This is a genomic window from Methylobacterium durans, from assembly GCF_003173715.1.
Taxonomy (GTDB): Bacteria; Pseudomonadota; Alphaproteobacteria; order Rhizobiales; family Beijerinckiaceae; genus Methylobacterium; species Methylobacterium durans.
The window spans coordinates 2,420,598-2,437,916 of the sequence record NZ_CP029550.1; the positions used below are offsets into that span (position 1 = coordinate 2,420,598).

Here is a 17,319-nt window from a genome sequence, read left to right on the forward strand (position 1 = left end):
CCCCCTGAGGCCGTCCGGGTTGGAGCGAGGGCCCGCGCCCGTTAAACGGGCCCTCCGGCAGGAGGAGGGAGCGGCCCATGACCAGCATCACCCGGCGCATCGCCACGGAACTCGGCGTCGGCGAAGGACAGGTGACGGCGGCGGTCGACCTCCTCGACGGCGGGGCTACGGTGCCCTTCATCGCTCGCTACCGCAAGGAAGCGACGGGCGCTCTCGACGACGCGCAGTTGCGGACCCTCGAGGAGCGCCTCGGCTACCTGCGCGAGCTCGAGAGCCGCCGCGCCGCGATCCTCGACAGCATCCGCGAGCAGGGCAAGCTCGATCCCGCGCTGGAGGCCCGCATCGCCCAGGCCGAGACCAAGGCGCGGCTGGAGGATCTCTATTTACCCTTCCGGCAGAAGCGCCGCACCAAGGCCCAGCTGGCCCGCGAGGCCGGCCTCGAGCCCCTCGCCGAGGCGCTGCTCGCCCGGCCCGAGCAGGTGCCCGAGGCCGCCGCCAAGCCCTTCGTCGATGCGGGAAAGGGCATCGCGGACACGGAAGCCGCGCTGGAGGGCGCCCGCTCCATCCTGATCGAGCGCTTCAGCGAGGAGCCGGAACTGGTCGGGTCCTTGCGCGAGACGACGTGGCAGCGCGGCCGCCTCGGCTCCTCGGTGCGCAAGGGCAAGGTGGCAGCCGGCGAGAAGTTCGCCGATTATTTCGATTTCGCCGAGCCCCTGACGAAGCTCCCCTCCCACCGCATCCTCGCCCTCTTCCGCGGCGAGAAGGAGGAGGTGCTCGACCTCGATATCGGCGACGCGCCGGGCGATTCGGCCCCTCCCAACCAGCCCGGCTGGCAGGAATTGCGCATCGCCAAAGCCTTCGGCCTCGCCGACCGGGGCCGGCCGGGCGACCGCTTCCTTGCGGACACCGTGCGGCGGGCCTGGCGGACCAAGCTGAAGCCTGCCCTCGACACGGACCTGCGTGCCCGCCTCTGGGCCGTGGCCGAGGCGGGAGCGGTCAAGGTCTTCGCCGGCAACCTGCGCGACCTGCTGCTCGCCGCCCCCGCCGGCCCGCGCCCGACCCTCGGGCTCGACCCCGGCTACCGCACGGGCGTGAAGGTCGCGGTGGTCGACGCCACCGGCAAGGTGTTGGCCACCGACACGATCTACCCGCACGAGCCGCGCCGCGACTGGAATGGCGCCCTGGTGACGCTGGCCAAGCTTTGCCGCGCCCACAGGGTGGAGCTGATCGCGATCGGCAACGGCACCGCCTCGCGGGAGACCGATAGGCTCGCCGCCGAGCTCGTCGCCAAGCAGCCGGAGCTGCGCCTCACCAAGGTGATGGTCTCGGAGGCCGGCGCCTCGGTCTATTCCGCGAGCGCCTACGCCTCGGCCGAGCTGCCGGGCCTCGACGTGACCCTGCGGGGCGCGGTCTCGATCGCGCGGCGCCTGCAGGACCCCCTCGCCGAGCTCGTGAAGATCGAGCCCCGCGCCATCGGCGTCGGCCAGTACCAGCACGACCTCGCCGAGGGAAAGCTCTCCCGCTCCCTCGACGCGGTGGTGGAGGATTGCGTGAACGGCGTCGGCGTCGACGTGAATACCGCCTCCGCGCCCCTCCTCGCCCGCGTCTCGGGCCTGACCGAGCGGGTCGCCGGCAACATCGTGGTCCATCGGGACGCGAACGGACCCTTCCGCAGCCGCTCGGGCCTTCGGAAGGTCTCGGGCCTCGGTCCGAAGGCCTACGAACTGGCGGCGGGTTTCCTGCGCATCCGCGAGGGCGACGACCCGCTCGACGCTTCTGGCGTGCATCCGGAAGCCTATCCGGTGGTGCGCAAGATCCTCGCCGCCACGGGCCAGCCGGTCGGAGCCCTCATCGGCAACGGCGCCGTGCTCCGCAGCCTCGATCCGAAGCGCTTCACCGACGCGACCTTCGGCCTGCCGACGGTGACCGACATCCTCGCGGAGCTGGAGAAGCCCGGCCGCGACCCGCGCCCCGCCTTCCGCACGGCGACCTTTCAGGAGGGCGTCGAGACGATCCAGGACCTGAGGCCCGGCATGCGGCTCGAAGGCGTGGTGACGAACGTCGCGGCCTTCGGCGCCTTCGTCGACATCGGCGTCCACCAGGACGGGCTCGTGCACATCTCGATGCTGGCCGACCGCTTCGTGAAGGATCCGCGCGATGTGGTGAAGCCCGGCGACGTGGTGCAGGTGCGCGTCGTCGAGGTCGATGCCCCCCGCAAGCGGATCGCCCTCTCGATGCGCTCGGACGAGGCGGCCCCGCGCCCGGCCCGGCGGGAGGAGCGGCCGGCGGGTGGACAGCGGTCCGCAGCGACGCGGCCGAGCCCGCAGGCAAAGCCGGCATCCGAATCCGGCGGCGCGCTGGCCGAGGCCCTGCGCCGGGCAGCGCTCGCCAAGGGCCAGCCGCAAGGCGGCCGCAAGAGCTGATCCGGCTGGCCGGATCAGGCTCCCTTCGACTCCGGCCCGGGCTCCTCCTCGCCCGCCGGCCTGTCATCGTCGCGGGCCCGGTGCAGGAGGAAGATCGAGACGACCATCGTCAGGATCAGCACCGCGAGCACGCCGAGCTCGATCATCGAGGCGCGGAACAGGGCCTCCTTCTCGGCCGACCATTCCTTGGCGTGCATGATCTCCGAGGATTGGAGCGTGATGACGAGGACGCGCCGGATCGAGGCGATCAGCCCGACGATCAGGAAGGGCTCGCAGGTGAGCCTGCCGGAGCGCATCGACACCCGCACCGTGTGCAGGATCTCGACGAGCATCAGCAGGAAGAGCAGCCGATCCACGACTTCGAGGAGTTGCGGCGCCCCCCCGAGGGCGTGCATCGCCTCCCAGGTGAGACCGGTCGCGTCGACGAGGGCGAGAACCGCGGTGACAGCGAGGAGCAGCCCGAGCACGGCGTAGATCGCGTGCTCGGTGTGCAGGAAGACGAAGGCGGAGATCCGCGTCAGGCGTCCTTCGTTCTCCGGAGCCTCGGCCATGTCGTCCTCCCCGGCGCCGTGACCAAGAGAGGGAGATAGAGCGGCCGAGCCGGATAGCGGTCCGGAGGGGTGATCAATTCTCGCGTGATGGGCTCGTCAGTGGAACAGGTGCAGGGCGTGCGGCGCGAAGTAGCCGAAGCCCAGAAGAGCCGCGCCCGCGAGCCCGACGAAGCCCCCGGCGAAGACGAGGGCCACCACCCCCGTGATGACCTCGGCCGAGGCCAGGACGATGCCGATCTGGAAGGCGGCCGAGGCCAGCTCGTAATGGTGGTAGCGCTCGAGCGCCAGGTCCCGCTTCTCCTGCGCCGCCTGAGCCTTCGCCGCGAGTTCCTTGCGGCCCTCGCCGGTGGCGGGCTCGGATTCCCAGCGTGCCAGAGTCTTGGCCCATTCCGCGCGCTTGGCCTGGGTCGCCTCCGGGCTGGTGCCGGGCGGCAGCAGGGTCGCGAGCTCGTCGGCCGTCTTCACCACCGTGCCGCGGATGGTGCGGGCCTGGAAGTAGGCCCAGAGGTTTGAGGCCTCGATGTTGGCGCCGAGCGCGTCGGTCTGCGACGCCTTGCCCAGGGTCTCGCTGAAGGCGAGGAACAGCGCCAGGACCGAGATGAGCAGCGCGACGCGCTTGTTGGACCCCTCGACCGCTCCGTGACCACCCGACATGCTCTGTGCCCCCGTTGATTCGTTGGGGCCGAGTCACAGCCTATCCGGGGCCCGGAGGCAATGCGGCAGGGCCGGGCACGAGCGAGGAGACCGAACCGATGCGGCTGCAGATTCTCGGATGCGGGGACGCCTTCGGCTCGGGCGGGCGCTTCAACACCTGCTTCCACGTGAGCGGAGCGGGACCGGGCTTCCTGATCGATTGCGGCGCATCGAGCCTCATCGCCATGCGCCGCTTCGGCGTCGATCCGAACGGGATCGACGCGGTGTTGCTGACCCATCTCCACGGCGACCATTTCGGCGGCCTGCCCTGGCTGATCCTCGACGGGCAGCTCGTGAGCCGGCGTACGAAGCCCCTGGTGATCGCGGGCCCGGTCGGGACGGGGGCGCGGCTGAGCGCCGCGATGGAGGCGCTGTTCCCGGGCTCCAGCACGGCGGAGCGGGCCTTCACGGTCGAGGTCGTCGAGATCGAAGCGGGCCGGCGGTCGGAGGTCGGGGGCGTCGCGGTGACGCCGTTTTCCGTGCGCCACCCGTCGGGGGCACCCTCCCACGGCCTGCGGATCGAGGCCGGCGGCAAGGTCTTGAGCTACACCGGCGACACGGAATGGGTGGAGGATCTGATCCCGCTCGGTCGCGAGGCCGACCTCCTGATCGCGGAGGGCTACACGGTGGAGCGGCCGGTGAGGTTCCATCTGAGCTGGGCGACGCTCGCCGCGCGCCTGCCCGAGATCCGGCCGAAGCGCCTCGTGCTCACCCACATGAGCCCGGAGATGATCGCGAACGACCCGGCCGGCCGCTACATCGCGGCCGAGGACGGGATGGTGCTGGCGATCTGACGCGCTACTCCGCCGCCTCGACGAAGACGGTGCCGGCCCGCGGCAGGTCGAGCGTGTCCCAGGTCTCGGCGAGCGCCGCGGTGAGGCGGGCGATGCTCGTCTCGTCGTGGAAGGGCGAGGGCGTGATGCGCAGCCGCTCGGTGCCGCGCGGTACGGTCGGGTAGTTGATCGGCTGGATGTAGATGGCGTGGCGCTCCAGCAGGTGGTCGGCGGCCGCCTTGCACAGCTCGGCATCGCCCACCATCACCGGGACGATGTGGGTCTCGGTGTGCAGCACCGGCAGGCCCGCGGCCTCCAGGGCCGCCTTGGTCCGGGCGGCCTGGCGCTGATGCGCCGCGCGCTCGGCTTGCGAGCGCTTCAGGTAGCGCACCGAGGCCCGGGCGGCCGCGGCGATGGCGGGCGGCAGGGCGGTCGTGAAGATGAAGCCCGCCGCGTGGCTGCGCACCGCGTCGCAGAGGAGCGAGGAGCCCGTGATGTAGCCCCCGACGCAGCCGAAGCCCTTGGCGAGCGTGCCCTCGATCACGTCGACCCGGTGCATCACCCCGTCGCGCTCGGCGATGCCGGCGCCGCGCTCGCCGTAGAGGCCGACCGCGTGCACCTCATCGAGATAGGTCATGGCGCCGTAGCGGTCGGCGAGGTCGCAGATCCTGCCGATCGGCGCCACGTCTCCGTCCATCGAGTAGACGCTCTCGAACGCGATCAGCTTCGGCCGGTCGCCGGCCTCGATCAGCAGCTCCTCAAGATGCACGAGGTCGTTGTGGCGGAAGACGCGCTTCTCGCAGCCCGAGTGGCGCACGCCTTCGATCATCGAGTTGTGGTTGTAGGCATCCGACAGGATCAGGCAGTTCGGGATCAGCTTGGCGATCGTCGAGATGCCGGCTTGGTTCGAGACGTAGCCCGAGGTGAAGACGAGGCCCGCCTCCTTGCCGTGCAGATCCGCGAGCTCGCGCTCGAGATCGACGAGCGGCGAGTTGTTGCCCGCGATGTTGCGGGTGCCGCCCGCACCGACGCCGCAGCGCTCCGCCGTGCGGGTCATGGCGCCCACCACCTCCGGGTGCTGGCCCATGCCGAGATAATCGTTCGAGCACCAGACCGTGATCTCCCGCACCGATCCGTCGGGCTTGCGCCAGTTGGCGGTCGGGAAGCGGCCGGCGATGCGCTCGATGTCGGCGAAGACGCGGTAGCGGCGCTCGCCGTGCAGCCGGTCGAGCGCGGCGCGGAAATGGCCCTCGTAATCGGTCCTGTTGCCTGGCCCGGAATTCGTGTCGGTGAGCGTCGTTTGCGCGGGCATCCGGTTCAAGGGCTCGTCCTTCGCGTGGCTGACCGGAATTCCAGGGTGCATATCCCAGGACCCGGGGCGAAATCGTCGAGGAGGGCCCGCTCGTCCGAGCCCGCGAGCGGGCGGCCTTGGAATGCAAGGCCCGGCCCGATCTCGCATCAGGTGAGGGTGTTTCCTTACGACCGTCTTGAGAGGCGATCTCCGAGGAGAAGATACAGGCGGACTTGGAATCGGTTCAAGGTGCACGGTGGCATTGCTGCTTTGCACCTTTCGGTAGCGTGGGGCAAAGGCTGGGATCGGACTGGCGACGATGGGTCGCGCGCGTCCTTACCAGTTCGGATCGGTTTGACGACGTCTTGAGGGCAACCGTTCATGACCACGCGAAACGACAGCGAGCGGGCGGAGCGCCTCAAGGCCGCGCTGCGGGACAACCTGCGCCGGCGCAAGGCGCAGGGACGCGGGCGGACGGAGGGGCGCACGGATCCGGAGCCCGCGCCGAAGGACACGGGTCCGGATGCGCAGTCCTGAAGACGGCGCGGATCCTCGATCGAAACCGTCCCGATTCCGCCAAAACTCGCCTATAGGGCCGTAACGCACGGGGCGCACGCACAACGCGGCACCCTTCAGGGGAATGACCGGCGCACGAGACGGAGCCCGAAGACGGGCCGCGGGCGCGCGAGAGGACTGGAATGGACCGCATCCACATCACCGGCGGCACGCCGCTCAACGGCGTGATCCCGATCTCCGGCGCGAAGAACGCGGCCCTGCCCCTGATGATCGCGAGCCTCCTCACGGGCGAGACGCTGGAGCTCGTCAACGTGCCGCGCCTCGCCGACATCGCCTCGCTGTCGCGCATCCTCGGCAATCACGGCGTCGACCACATGGTGGTCGGCAAGCGGCCGGGGCAGACGACCGAGACGGGCCAGACCATCCGGCTGACCGCCTCGAACATCATCGACACCACGGCCCCCTACGACCTCGTCTCCACCATGCGGGCGAGCTTCTGGGTGGTGGCGCCGCTGCTCGCCCGCTTCGGTGAGGCCAAGGTCTCGCTGCCGGGCGGCTGCGCCATCGGCACGCGTCCCGTCGACCTCCTGATCATGGCGCTGGAGAAGCTCGGCGCGCGGATCGAGATCGACGGCGGCTACGTCGTCGCCCGCACGAAGAACGGCCTGCGCGGCGGCGAGATCAGCTTCCCCAAGGTGACGGTCGGCGGCACGCACGTCGCCCTGATGGGAGCGGCCCTCGCCTACGGCACCACGGTGATCGAGAACGCGGCTCGCGAGCCGGAGGTCGTCGATCTCGCCGAGTGCCTGATCAAGATGGGCGCCCGGATCGAGGGCGCGGGCACGCCGCGCATCGTGGTCGAGGGCGTCTCACGCCTGCACGGCGCCCGTCACGAGGTGCTGCCCGACCGGATCGAGACCGGCACCTACGCCATGGCGGTGGCCATGGCGGGGGGAGACGTGACGCTGGAGGACACCCGCGCCGACCTCCTGCATTCGGCTCTCGACGTGCTGGCGACCACGGGCACGGAGGTCACCTCGACGGACAAGGGCATCCGCATCCGCCGCAACGGCGCGGGCATCGCCGCCGTCGACGTGACGACGGACCCCTTCCCCGGCTTCCCGACCGATCTCCAGGCCCAGTTCATGGCGCTGATGACGCTGGCCAAGGGCCGCTCGCACATCCGCGAGACGATCTTCGAGAACCGCTTCATGCACGTGCAGGAACTGGCCCGCCTCGGCGCCAAGATCCGCCTCGAGGGCGATCTCGCCGTCGTCGAGGGCGTGGAGCGCCTCAAGGGCGCGCCGGTGATGGCCACCGATCTGCGCGCCTCCGTCTCCCTCGTCATCGCGGGGCTCGCAGCCGAGGGCGAGACCCAGATCAACCGGGTCTATCACCTCGACCGCGGCTTCGAGGCGCTGGAGGCCAAGCTCGGGCGCTGCGGAGCCGAGATCCGGCGCGTTCGGGCCTGACACGCGGCGGTTGCCGGACGGGGGGCGCGCCGCTACCTACCGGCCGGACCCCGTCCCATGCGCGAGCCCTTCGCGCCGAGAGTATCGCAGCCGCGCCATGGAGCTTCTCAAGCTCGCCGCCCTCGACGCCGAGGATCTCACCGTCATCTCGGCCCATCTGCAGGACGCGATCCTGCGGGCGGGCGACCTGACCTATCTCGCCGCCGAGCATCGCTTCGTCCTCGTCGTGCGCCGCTTCGACTGGTCGGCCGCCGCGGGCGAGCCGCCGCGCCGCCGCCTCGCGGGGGTGCATTTCGAGCGGGTGCTCGGCGTGCGCACCCGCGGCATCGCGCCGGGCCAGGATTCGGACGCGGCCCTGAGCCTGCTCGCCGTCACCTTCGAGCCCGGCGACGCGCCCTCCGGCACCGTCACCCTGGTCTTCTCCGGCGGCGCCGCCATCCGCCTCGACGTCGAGTGCGTCGAGGTCCGCATGAAGGATCTCGGGCCCGTCTGGGAGGCGGAGGCGCGGCCGGCCCACAGTCCCGGCAGCGCACCCGTCCTCGACGCGCCGACGCCCTGACGTCCCGATTCCACACCCGACTGGCCGAACGCCCGATGATCCGCCTCGACAGCACCCATCCCGATTTCGCGCAGGATTTCGCGCGGCTCCTCACCGTCAAGCGCGAGATCTCGGAGGATGTCGACGAGACCGTGCGCGGCATCATCGCGGGCGTGATCGCGGGCGGCGATGCGGCGCTCGTCGACTACACCCGCCGCTTCGACCGGCTCGGGGACGACTTCTCCGCCGCCCGCCTCGCGGTGACGGCCGCGGAGGTCGACGCGGCGCTCGACGCCTGCCCGGCCGAGGCCCTCGACGCGTTGAGGCTCGCCGCCGAGCGGATCGAGGCGTTCCATCGGGCGCAGGTGCCGGGCGACCACAGCGCCACCGACGCCCTCGGCGTCACCGCGGGCTGGCGCTGGACGGCCCTCGAATCGGTCGGCCTCTACGTGCCGGGCGGCACCGCGAGCTATCCCTCCTCGGTGCTGATGAACGCGATCCCGGCCCGCGTCGCCGGCGTGCCCCGCATCGTCATGGTGGTGCCGACGCCGGACGGGCAGCTCAATCCCCTGGTTCTCGCCGCCGCCCGCATCTCGGGCGTCGACGAGATCTACCGCGTCGGCGGCGCGCAGGCCGTGGCGGCACTCGCCCACGGCACCGAGACGATCGCGCCGGTCGCCAAGATCGTCGGCCCCGGCAACGCCTGGGTCGCGGCGGCCAAGCGTCGGGTGTTCGGACAGGTCGGCATCGACATGATCGCCGGTCCTTCCGAGGTGCTGATCCTGGCCGACGGCCACGCGAACCCGGACTGGATCGCCGCCGACCTCCTGGCGCAGGCCGAGCACGACACCGCCGCCCAGGCGATCCTGATCACGGACAGCGCCGACCTCGCCGAGGCCGCCGAGGCCGCGGTCGAGCGGGCGCTGGCGACCCTGCCGCGGGCTGAGATCGCCCGGGCGAGCTGGCGCGACTACGGCGCCATCATCCGGGTGCGCAATTTCGACGAGGCGGTCCCCCTCGTCGACCGGCTGGCGCCGGAACACCTGGAGATCGAGACCGCGGACGCCGAAGCGCTCGCCGCCAAGGTGCGCAATGCCGGCGCGATCTTCCTCGGTTCGCACACGCCGGAGGCGATCGGCGACTATGTCGGCGGCCCGAACCACGTGCTGCCGACCGCCCGCTCGGCCCGGTTCTCCTCCGGCCTCGGCGTCCTCGACTTCATGAAGCGCACGACCATCCTGCGCTGCGACCCGCACGCCCTGCGGGCGATCGGGCCGGCCGCCATCGCCCTCGGACGCTCCGAGGGTCTGGAGGGGCATGCCCGCTCCGTCGCGATCCGCCTGAACCTGTGATACCAGCGAGCGCGAGAACCGTGACGGCGGGATGATCGGCGTCCGGGCGGGGTCCTGGGTCCTCGGCGGACCGGGTCCTCGGCGGGAACGCCTCGGCACGGAGGGGGAAGCGTCCGCATGGCCAGCGATGGGAAGGGGGCGAAGGGGTCGAACCGGCTGGCGGCCGTCGCCCTCGACGAGGGTTCGATCGGCCGCGGCAATCCCGACCAGGAGCACGAGCGCGCCATCGCGATCTTCGACATCTTGGAGGAGAACCATTTCGCGATCCCCGGCAAGGAGGGGCCCTACGCCCTGACCCTTGGTCTCGTCGAGAACAAGCTCTCCTTCGCTATCGCGACGCCCGAGGGCGAGCCCGTCATCACCCACCTCCTCTCGCTGACCCCGTTCCGGCGGGTGATCCGCGATTACGAGATGATCTGCGAGAGCTATTACAACGCGATCCGCACCGCTTCGCCGACTCAGATCGAGGCGATCGACATGGGGCGGCGCGGCCTGCACAACGAGGCCTCCGAGACCCTCAAGCAGCGCCTCGACGGCAAGGTCGACCTCGACCACGACACGGCGCGCCGCCTCTTCACCCTCATCTTCGCCCTTCATTGGAAGGGCTGACCCGCGTGACGACGCCAGATCCGCGGCGAGACCCGCGCGTCCCCCGAGCTTGAGGCCGGACCCGCGATGGACGGGATCGCGCCGAAGAAGAAACGGGTGCAATCCGCCCTGTTCATGTGCAATTACAACGCCGTGCGCTCGCTCGCGGCGGAGGCGATCGCACGCCATTACTTCGGCAAGTCGATCTACATCCAGTCGGCGGGGGTGCGTTCCGGCGAGCCGGCCGACCCCTTCATGATCGCGGCTCTCGATGAGATCGGCATCGATGCCGCGCGCCACAGGCCGCGGACCCTCGAGCAGCTTGAGGAATGGGAGGGCCTGAACTTCGATCTCATCGTGACGCTCGCTCCGGAAGCCCATCACGCGGCCCTGGAGCTGACCCGGACGCTGGCGGCAGATGTCGAGTACTGGCCGACGCCGGACCCGACGATCCTGCAGGAGGGCAGCCGCGAGCAGCGCCTCGACGGCTACCGCGACGTGCGCGACGGCCTGATCTACCGAATCAAGAGCCGGCTGAAGGGATAGGATGCTCCGCGGGCCAGGGTGTTGCGAGGCGCCGCGGCCTCACTCCCTCGGCGGCGGCCAGCATCGCGAGGAGGCCGAGGCCGAGGAGGGCGGCCTCGGCGACGAGCCGCAAACCCGTTGCCGTTCCCCCCTCGGGGCGTAGCAGGTGCAGCACCTCGTTGCCGAAGAGCGCGCAGACGATTCCGGCGGCGAAGACGGGCAGCGAGCGTCGCCCGAGCCGGCAGAACAGGGAATCGGGCCGCGCCGTGCGTATCAGGCGCAAGAGCGGAGCTTGCGGCAGAGCGAGGACGAGGTAGGCGAGCGCGACGAGCTGGGCGATGCGCAACGGCGATTGATAGAGCTTGCTCGCACCCAGCCAGAACAGATCATGCCGCCGGTCCGTCCAGGCCGCCACCTCGGGGACGAAGCGGACGAGAACGACGGAGAGAAGCAGGACGCCAGTGAGATAGAGGAGTGCGAGGCCCACCGCGAGGCGCGATGCGGGCAGCCGCACGCCCTGCCGGATCGCCGCACCGAGGGAGAGACCGAGGACGAACACGACGAGCCAGGGCAGGATCGGTAGGGTGAGCGGCTCGCCGCTCAGCCGGCAGGACACGATCAGGCCGAGATGCCCGGCAACGAGCCAGACGCAGGTGGCCGGCAGGAGAGGCAGCCACCAGCGGCGCGCCGCGAGCCAGACGAGGGGCGGCGCGAGCAGCATCAGCCCGGTGTAGAGGCGCAGGATCGCCGAGTATCCGATGCGGTGCTCGAAGGTGACGAGGCTCCAGACCGTCCTGAGCGTCAGGCCGTCGAAGCCTCCGACTTCCAGGACCTCACCTCGAAGGAGTTCGGCGTGCAACGCTTGCGAGCCGAATGCGGTGGCAAATCCCGCCGAGACCGAGATTGTCGCGACGAGTAACGCGACATAGACGAGATAGAGTTTCAGGGCGCGATGCCATAGAACTGCGACAAGCTGATCTGATTTTCGTTCTGTCGCGAGCGATCCGTAGGCGAAAAAAACTGAAATCCCGGATAGCAGGACGAAAATGTCGGCGCTGTCGATGAAGCCGATGCCCGCGATTGTCAGGGACGGCAGATCATGAAGACCAAGATGAGCCGTAAAAATACTGACCAGACAAATTCCTCGTATCGCATCGATGCTATTCAAACGATCCCGCACCCGGAACTCCTTCTATTGGGAGAATGATTGCCGAATAGCTTGAATTTTGATCGGACGGATTCTATCCTCTGAGGTCATCTTTAAGCGCTGGAATCTTTCAAATGGGTTTATGTTCAAGGTAGAAGATAGTTTCTCGTTCAATCCATAGCTGTGGGCGGGCGTCGGGTGTTCGGAGGCAGGCCTCACAGCCGACAGGTTTGCGGCCAGCTTTGGGAATGAGGTCTGCGAGGCTCGACTTCGCTCTCACACGGGCGTGACGCGCCGGAGCGAGGTGATGGGCCCGTAGCTCTTTTCTCGGATTCGGGCGACAGCAACGGCGAGCGGCTCGACAGCCACCGCCATATGGTGGCCGTTCGCGTGGATCAGACGTTCGGCATCGAGCATCAGTCCGACATGGCCACGCCAGAACACGAGATCGCCCCGGTGGAGGGAGCCGAGGTCTTCGAGGGGAAGCGGCCGGCCGAGGGCCCGCTCCTGCTGGTCGGCGTCCCGGGGGCAGGGCAGGCCGGCAAGTTCCAGCGCGAGCTGCACGAGGCCCGAGCAGTCGAGGCCGAGGCTGGTGCGGCCGCCCCAGAGATAGGGCGTCCCGACGAGTCGCTCGGCGGTCGCGGCAAAATCGGGCTCCCGCCAGGCGACCGACTCGCAATGGGGGGCGAAGACGAACGATTCTTCCGCGAGGCGCAGATAATCGCCCTCGCGCTCCAATGCGGCGAAGGCGGCGCCGAGGCCGAGATGGCCGCGATGCGGCCGCTTCAGGTCCGGCGCCGGGTAGAGGAAGGTGCGCAACGCCCGCACCCGATGGGTCGGCGGCGGCTCCGCCGGGCCGATCGCCTCGGCTGGCAGGTAGCCCACGTACCCGTCATGCACGAGCTGGACGTAGGCGAACCCGTCCTTCACCTCGTAGACGTTCACCGAATCGCCCATCACCGCCTCGGTGTCGATGCCCGAATCGGCGCGCGGCGCGCGGCGCAGGGGGGCTGAGGGGGCGCAGATCCGGCGTGGCACGCCTTCCACGTAGGCGGCGGCTTCCACGAGACCTCTCAGGGCGATGTCGGCGAGGTCGGGGCGGGCCGGGGTCAGTCGCGGATCGCGGTCGGCATGGGCCGTCTTCGTCATGGGCCCAGCCGTATCGCGGGCAAGCCCCGATCCGCAACCGCGTGCGCGGGATAGATCCGCGTGCCCGCGGCCTCGCGCCGCAGGCAGGACTCTTCGCGACCCAAGCTTATCCTATGCGTTGGCGCGGCGGCCGATCTGGAATGCATCCTGCTTGGCATCGGCCGTTGCGCTGCACGGGCGACAGATCGTGCTCTGATGCAGTGCACAAATCAGCGCGATGGACTATGTTCGCGCCATGACGACCGTGAGCCGTGCCGTGAAGAGACCCTCGAAATCCCAGGCCGACCTGCCGCCGATTCGCGTGCGCCGGGAGCCGCCGACGATCGCCGAGGCGGTCTCCGCCGCGCAGGATCTCGCCGATGACGTGGATCAGCAGGTGGAGATCGCGGCCGGCCTGATCGGCCTGCCCCCGGACGAGATCCGGCCCCACGTGCTCGCGGCCGAGCGCAAGCCCGAGCCCCGTTACGACCGGGCGCCCGAGCGCCTGCTGAGCCCGGCGACGCCGTCCCGTGCGCCGCGAACCGTCATCGTGGAGCGCCGCACGCGGGCACCCGTGGTGGTGGAGCGGCGCGGCCGGCCGCCCTTCGACGGACGACGCTGACGCCTACCAGGCGAGCGTCTCGCCCCGGTAGTCGAGATAGGCGATGCCCTCGCGGCCGAGCCGGCCCTCGATGACCGAGACCAGGCCGGCGGCGCTCGTCTCGACATCGATATCCGCGTCTGCACCGCCCATCTCGGTGCGGACCCAGCCCGGATGCAGCACGAGGACGCCGAAGCCCGCCGCGCGGTGGCGGATCTCGAAGCTGCGGGCGTAGGTGTTGAGGGCGGCCTTGCTCGCCCGGTAGCTCTCCCAGCCGCCATCCTCGTTCAGTGCCACGCTGCCGAGGATCGAGCTCATCAGGGCCAGAATCCCACGGGGGTGCAGCGCATCGCTGAAGGTCTCCGCGAAGCGGATCGGGCTCACGGCATTCGTGAGGTACACCTGGGCCGCCACGGCGCGCGGGACGGAGTGGATCGGCTCGTGGGCCTGCGTGGCCACCCCCGCCACCACGAAGATGAGGTCGAAGGTCTGGGATCCCAGCCGCTCGCGGAGCGACCGGACGGCCCCGTCGTCGTCGATGTCGACGGTCTCGACGCGCACGGCATCCGAGGCGAGCGCGCCGAGGCCCGGCGAGGGCGAGCGCTGCGTCGCCGTCACGTGCCAGCCGCGCTCGGCGAAGGCCGCGGCGAGGCCGAGGCCGAGGCCGCGCGAGGCCCCGACGATGAGCGCGCTCTTCCGGTTCTCGGACATGATTCGGATCTCCTGACAGGACCGGCCCGGCCGCCGGCCCTAGGGTGGGGCAGGTTGGGCGCCGGCGGCCGCCGGACAGGCGGAGGCCGGCCGCGCGGTGCGGGCGCGCACGCGCCTCAATCCGCTGTCTGCACCGACCAGGTGGCGTGGCGGATGCCGGGCATCCGGGCAAGCGCCGCCGTGACCGCGTCGAGTTCCGCCGCCTCCACCGCCGTGGCGACGAGGGTGGCCACCACCTCGACCGCGTCCTCGCCGCGCTCCACGACCTCGATGCCGCCGACCGGGTAGCTCGCCGCCTCCAGCCGCTCGACGAGGAGGTCGCGGGCGGGGCCGGCCTCCTCGGGCGCCGTCGTCACCTGGACCTCGTAGGTCGCCTCCGTGGCGCTCTCGTCAATCGGCGCCCGGTTGATGGTATTGACGAGGGGGCGCAGCAGCGTGTTGCCGGCAAGCACCGCCACGGTGACGAACAGAGCCTCCACGGGCAGGTCGGCCCCGGCGAAGGCGCCGACCGCGGCCGAGCACCAGAGGGTCGCGGCCGTGTTGAGGCCGCGCACGTTCATGCCCTCCTTCATGATCACGCCCGCGCCGAGGAAGCCGACGCCCGAGATCACGTAGGCCACCGTGCGGGTGCCGCCGGCCGCGCCCTCGAGCCGCATGCCGAGATCGACGAAGGCCGCCGCGCCCAGCGCCACGAGCACGTTCGTGCGCAGGCCCGCCGTGCGCTGCCGGTACTGCCGCTCCGCGCCGATCAGGGTGCCGAGGACGAAGGCGACGATCAGGCTGATCGCGGAGTTCAGGGATTCCGGGAGCGGCCCGGCGAGAAGTGCGCTCATCCGGTCTCCATGTCGGCGCCCCATGACGGAACCGTGACAGCGGGAAATCCGGTTGTCTCCCCGGGCAAATTGACCGGGGACGCCATTCGATTGCGCGCGGGATTGACGCCCGGGCCGCCCTGCGGGCACACCCTTCCGCAAGTCTTATGGGCCGCCTAAGAGCCCGTGGGGAGACGTGCAAGGAGAAGTTTCGGATGCAGGTTCCGGTCCCTGCGGCGGGTGCGCTCTCATGAGCGGCGCCACCCTCGCCGAGCGCCCCGCCGCTGCCCAGGGCACGGCCGATGTGGCGTTGCGCGCCCGCATCCTCGCCCTGCGCGACGGGCTGGAGCACGGCCTCATCGGCTGCACCGGACTCGTGGAGCGTCTGCTGATCGGGCTCCTCACCGGCGGTCACATTCTCGTGGAGGGCGCGCCTGGCCTCGCCAAGACCCGGGCGGTCAAGCGCCTGTCGGACGGGCTCGACGGCTCCTTCGCCCGCATCCAGTGCACACCCGACCTGATGCCCGCCGATCTCACCGGCACGACGGTGTGGCGCCAGGACAGCGGCACCTTCGAGTTCCTGGCCGGACCCCTGTTCCACTCGCTGATCCTCGTCGACGAGGTGAACCGCGCCCCGCCCAAGGTGCAGTCGGCGCTCCTTGAGGCGATGGCCGAGGGGCAGATCACGGTGGCGGGGCACACCCACCCCCTGCCCGACCCCTTCATGGTGGTGGCGACCCAGAACCCGATCGAGCACGCGGGCACCTTTCCACTGCCCGAGGCGCAGCTCGACCGCTTCCTGTTGCACGTCGTCGTCGACATGCCCGACGAGGCGTCCGAGCGGCGCATCCTCGACCTCGTCGAAGGCGAATTGAACCACCACGCCGAGGCGATGCCGGTGAAGCTGACCCTCGAAGAGGTGCGGGCGGCCCGCGAGGCCGCGCTCGGGATCTACGTCTCGCCGGCGCTGAAGGATTATCTCGTGCGCCTCGTGGCAGGCACCCGCACGGACGCCGCCGCGCCGGACCTGCGCGCGGCGATCGAGCACCCGGCCTCCCCGCGCGGCACGCTGGCGCTGATGGTAGCCGGCAAGGCCCGCGCGTATCTGCACGGGCGCGATCACGTCATCCCGGAGGACGTGGCCGACCTCGCCGTCGATGCCCTCAGCCACCGGATCGGCCTCACCTGGCGCGCCGCCGCCGAGGGCCAGACCGCCCGCGGCATCGTCGAGGGGCTGGTCCGGCGCGTGCGGGCCCTCTGAGCGTGGCCGCCTCGCAAGGCCCGGCGGGCGCGTTGTCCGACCATCCCGGCGTGCGCCTCTCCGGCGAGGCGCTGATGGGCCTGCGCCACCTCGCCCGCCGCGGCGTCTCTCCGGCGACGCGCACGCTGGCCGGCCTGCCCGGCGGCATCGTCACGAAGCGGCGCGGGCGCGGCTCGGAGCCCGACGACGTGCGCCTTTGGTCGGAGGGCGACGACATGCGCCACATCGACCGCAACGCCACCGCCCGCACCGGGATCCTGCACGTGCGCACCCACCACGACGAGCGCGACCGCGCCGTGGTGCTGCTCGCCGATTTCCGGCCCTCGATGCTGTTCGGCACGCGGCGCGCCCTGCGCTCGGTGGCGGCGGCGGAAGCCCTGGCGCTCCTCGGCTGGCGGATCGTCGGCGACGGGGGCCGCGTCGGCCTCGTGGTCGGCAGCGCGGGCGAGCCCGCCGCCCTGCGTCCGGCCGGAGGCGAGCGGGCGATGACCGCCGTGACGGGCGCCCTCGCCCTGGCGCATGCCCGCGCACTTGCGGCGGCCGGCGACGATCCGCCCCTCGATCCCCTGCTGACGCTCGCCGCGAGCCTGCTGCCCTCCGGCGGCCACCTCGTCATCGCGAGCGCCCTCGACGCCCCGGGGCCGGATTTAGACCGGCTCCTGACGGTGCTCGCCGAGCGCCTCTCGATCCGCCTCCTCCTCGTCAGCGACGCCTTCGAGCGTGCGCGGCCCGCCGGCTACTACCCCTTCGCCACCGCGGACGGGCGCCGCGGCACGCTCGAGGGCGGTCACCGGGGCGCCGAGGCCCGGACCGAGGAGCGCCTCGCCGAGTACGCCCGCCGCGGCATCGAGGGTCTGCGCCTCGACGTCGAGGCGGGGCCGGAGGTCTACGCCCCCTTGATGGAGCGCCTCGATGCGGTCCTGTGAGGGAGAAGCGC

The 17,319-nt window shown here is 70.9% G+C and carries 18 protein-coding genes; 11 read left to right on the top strand and 7 right to left on the bottom strand.

Features of this window, described 5'->3' with window-relative positions:
• Positions 1 to 77: 77 nt before the first annotated feature.
• The gene (locus DK389_RS11020; RefSeq protein ID WP_109889545.1) at positions 78 to 2,423 is read left to right on the top strand and encodes a Tex family protein; all 2,346 of its coding nucleotides are present in this window, start codon (positions 78 to 80) and stop codon (positions 2,421 to 2,423) included.
• Positions 2,424 to 2,437: 14 nt separating this feature from the next.
• Here DK389_RS11020 and DK389_RS11025 read toward each other — a convergent pair whose 3' ends face one another.
• Complete coding sequence (locus DK389_RS11025) at positions 2,438 to 2,974, bottom strand: phosphate-starvation-inducible PsiE family protein (RefSeq protein ID WP_109889547.1); 537 nt, start codon at positions 2,972 to 2,974, stop codon at positions 2,438 to 2,440.
• A gap of 96 nt (positions 2,975 to 3,070) precedes the next feature.
• Complete coding sequence (locus DK389_RS11030; RefSeq protein WP_109889549.1) at positions 3,071 to 3,628, bottom strand: DUF4337 domain-containing protein; 558 nt, start codon at positions 3,626 to 3,628, stop codon at positions 3,071 to 3,073.
• Between the two features lie 98 nt (positions 3,629 to 3,726).
• Here DK389_RS11030 and DK389_RS11035 point away from each other — a divergent pair, with 98 nt between their 5' ends.
• Positions 3,727 to 4,461: an MBL fold metallo-hydrolase gene (locus DK389_RS11035; RefSeq protein ID WP_109889551.1), complete on the top strand. Its 735-nt coding sequence runs from the start codon at positions 3,727 to 3,729 to the stop codon at positions 4,459 to 4,461.
• A gap of 4 nt (positions 4,462 to 4,465) precedes the next feature.
• Here DK389_RS11035 and hemA read toward each other — a convergent pair whose 3' ends face one another.
• On the bottom strand, positions 4,466 to 5,752 hold the full coding sequence (gene hemA / locus DK389_RS11040; RefSeq protein WP_109889553.1) for a 5-aminolevulinate synthase: 1,287 nt from the start codon (positions 5,750 to 5,752) through the stop codon (positions 4,466 to 4,468).
• Positions 5,753 to 6,112: 360 nt separating this feature from the next.
• On the opposite strand from hemA, the gene DK389_RS33400 reads away from it, so the two are divergent.
• The 6 genes from DK389_RS33400 to DK389_RS11065 all read left to right on the top strand — a co-directional run bounded on the left by DK389_RS33400 (position 6,113) and on the right by DK389_RS11065 (position 10,743).
• Complete coding sequence (locus DK389_RS33400) at positions 6,113 to 6,268, top strand: hypothetical protein (protein ID WP_194075188.1); 156 nt, start codon at positions 6,113 to 6,115, stop codon at positions 6,266 to 6,268.
• A gap of 161 nt (positions 6,269 to 6,429) precedes the next feature.
• Complete coding sequence (murA, locus tag DK389_RS11045) at positions 6,430 to 7,719, top strand: UDP-N-acetylglucosamine 1-carboxyvinyltransferase (protein ID WP_109889555.1); 1,290 nt, start codon at positions 6,430 to 6,432, stop codon at positions 7,717 to 7,719.
• Between the two features lie 97 nt (positions 7,720 to 7,816).
• Entirely contained in the window at positions 7,817 to 8,278 is a 462-nt protein-coding gene (locus DK389_RS11050; RefSeq protein ID WP_109889557.1) for a DUF2948 family protein, read from the top strand.
• Positions 8,279 to 8,313: 35 nt separating this feature from the next.
• Complete coding sequence (gene hisD / locus DK389_RS11055) at positions 8,314 to 9,609, top strand: histidinol dehydrogenase (RefSeq protein ID WP_109889559.1); 1,296 nt, start codon at positions 8,314 to 8,316, stop codon at positions 9,607 to 9,609.
• A gap of 117 nt (positions 9,610 to 9,726) precedes the next feature.
• On the top strand, positions 9,727 to 10,218 hold the full coding sequence (locus tag DK389_RS11060) for a UPF0262 family protein (RefSeq protein ID WP_109889561.1): 492 nt from the start codon (positions 9,727 to 9,729) through the stop codon (positions 10,216 to 10,218).
• 66 nt (positions 10,219 to 10,284) lie between these two features.
• Positions 10,285 to 10,743 carry an arsenate-mycothiol transferase ArsC gene (locus DK389_RS11065; protein ID WP_109889563.1) on the top strand — a complete coding sequence of 153 codons (459 nt, stop codon included), beginning with the start codon at positions 10,285 to 10,287 and terminating at the stop codon, positions 10,741 to 10,743.
• On the opposite strand, the gene opgC is transcribed toward DK389_RS11065, so the two are convergent.
• Both opgC and DK389_RS11075 read right to left on the bottom strand, forming a co-directional pair.
• Positions 10,721 to 11,902: an OpgC domain-containing protein gene (gene opgC / locus DK389_RS11070; RefSeq protein ID WP_109889565.1), complete on the bottom strand. Its 1,182-nt coding sequence runs from the start codon at positions 11,900 to 11,902 to the stop codon at positions 10,721 to 10,723. The genes DK389_RS11065 and opgC overlap by 23 nt on opposite strands.
• A 243-nt stretch (positions 11,903 to 12,145) precedes the next feature.
• On the bottom strand, positions 12,146 to 13,018 hold the full coding sequence (locus tag DK389_RS11075) for a C40 family peptidase (protein WP_109889566.1): 873 nt from the start codon (positions 13,016 to 13,018) through the stop codon (positions 12,146 to 12,148).
• Positions 13,019 to 13,274: 256 nt separating this feature from the next.
• Between DK389_RS11075 and DK389_RS11080 the strand changes: the two genes are divergently transcribed.
• Positions 13,275 to 13,619: a hypothetical protein gene (locus tag DK389_RS11080; protein WP_236960813.1), complete on the top strand. Its 345-nt coding sequence runs from the start codon at positions 13,275 to 13,277 to the stop codon at positions 13,617 to 13,619.
• Positions 13,620 to 13,622: 3 nt separating this feature from the next.
• Here the strand turns inward: DK389_RS11080 and DK389_RS11085 are convergent, their stop codons facing one another.
• Positions 13,623 to 14,309: an SDR family oxidoreductase gene (locus tag DK389_RS11085; protein WP_109889568.1), complete on the bottom strand. Its 687-nt coding sequence runs from the start codon at positions 14,307 to 14,309 to the stop codon at positions 13,623 to 13,625.
• Between the two features lie 116 nt (positions 14,310 to 14,425).
• The gene (locus DK389_RS11090; protein ID WP_109889570.1) at positions 14,426 to 15,142 is read right to left on the bottom strand and encodes an MgtC/SapB family protein; all 717 of its coding nucleotides are present in this window, start codon (positions 15,140 to 15,142) and stop codon (positions 14,426 to 14,428) included.
• A gap of 229 nt (positions 15,143 to 15,371) precedes the next feature.
• Here DK389_RS11090 and DK389_RS11095 point away from each other — a divergent pair, with 229 nt between their 5' ends.
• Together DK389_RS11095 and DK389_RS11100 are read left to right on the top strand one after the other, a co-directional pair.
• Positions 15,372 to 16,382, top strand: coding sequence for an AAA family ATPase (locus DK389_RS11095; protein WP_109889572.1), 1,011 nt, complete (start codon positions 15,372 to 15,374; stop codon positions 16,380 to 16,382).
• A gap of 2 nt (positions 16,383 to 16,384) precedes the next feature.
• Positions 16,385 to 17,308 (top strand): DUF58 domain-containing protein, encoded by a 924-nt coding sequence (locus DK389_RS11100; RefSeq protein WP_418292025.1) that lies wholly within the window; start codon positions 16,385 to 16,387, stop codon positions 17,306 to 17,308.
• Positions 17,309 to 17,319 lie beyond the last annotated feature (11 nt).

What these genes read in the sequence shown, in the direction of transcription:
- DK389_RS11065 (WP_109889563.1), top strand. Translation starts at nt 10,285, where the DNA reads ATGGACGGGATCGCGCCGAAGAAGAAACGGGTGCAATCCGCCCTGTTC.
- DK389_RS11025 (WP_109889547.1), bottom strand. Translation starts at nt 2,974, where the DNA reads ATGGCCGAGGCTCCGGAGAACGAAGGACGCCTGACGCGGATCTCCGCC.
- hemA (WP_109889553.1), bottom strand. Translation starts at nt 5,752, where the DNA reads ATGCCCGCGCAAACGACGCTCACCGACACGAATTCCGGGCCAGGCAAC.
- DK389_RS33400 (WP_194075188.1), top strand. Translation starts at nt 6,113, where the DNA reads ATGACCACGCGAAACGACAGCGAGCGGGCGGAGCGCCTCAAGGCCGCG.
- DK389_RS11050 (WP_109889557.1), top strand. Translation starts at nt 7,817, where the DNA reads ATGGAGCTTCTCAAGCTCGCCGCCCTCGACGCCGAGGATCTCACCGTC.
- DK389_RS11095 (WP_109889572.1), top strand. Translation starts at nt 15,372, where the DNA reads ATGAGCGGCGCCACCCTCGCCGAGCGCCCCGCCGCTGCCCAGGGCACG.
- DK389_RS11060 (WP_109889561.1), top strand. Translation starts at nt 9,727, where the DNA reads ATGGCCAGCGATGGGAAGGGGGCGAAGGGGTCGAACCGGCTGGCGGCC.
- DK389_RS11030 (WP_109889549.1), bottom strand. Translation starts at nt 3,628, where the DNA reads ATGTCGGGTGGTCACGGAGCGGTCGAGGGGTCCAACAAGCGCGTCGCG.
- DK389_RS11090 (WP_109889570.1), bottom strand. Translation starts at nt 15,142, where the DNA reads ATGAGCGCACTTCTCGCCGGGCCGCTCCCGGAATCCCTGAACTCCGCG.
- murA (WP_109889555.1), top strand. Translation starts at nt 6,430, where the DNA reads ATGGACCGCATCCACATCACCGGCGGCACGCCGCTCAACGGCGTGATC.
- DK389_RS11085 (WP_109889568.1), bottom strand. Translation starts at nt 14,309, where the DNA reads ATGTCCGAGAACCGGAAGAGCGCGCTCATCGTCGGGGCCTCGCGCGGC.
- hisD (WP_109889559.1), top strand. Translation starts at nt 8,314, where the DNA reads ATGATCCGCCTCGACAGCACCCATCCCGATTTCGCGCAGGATTTCGCG.
- DK389_RS11020 (WP_109889545.1), top strand. Translation starts at nt 78, where the DNA reads ATGACCAGCATCACCCGGCGCATCGCCACGGAACTCGGCGTCGGCGAA.
- DK389_RS11075 (WP_109889566.1), bottom strand. Translation starts at nt 13,018, where the DNA reads ATGACGAAGACGGCCCATGCCGACCGCGATCCGCGACTGACCCCGGCC.
- DK389_RS11035 (WP_109889551.1), top strand. Translation starts at nt 3,727, where the DNA reads ATGCGGCTGCAGATTCTCGGATGCGGGGACGCCTTCGGCTCGGGCGGG.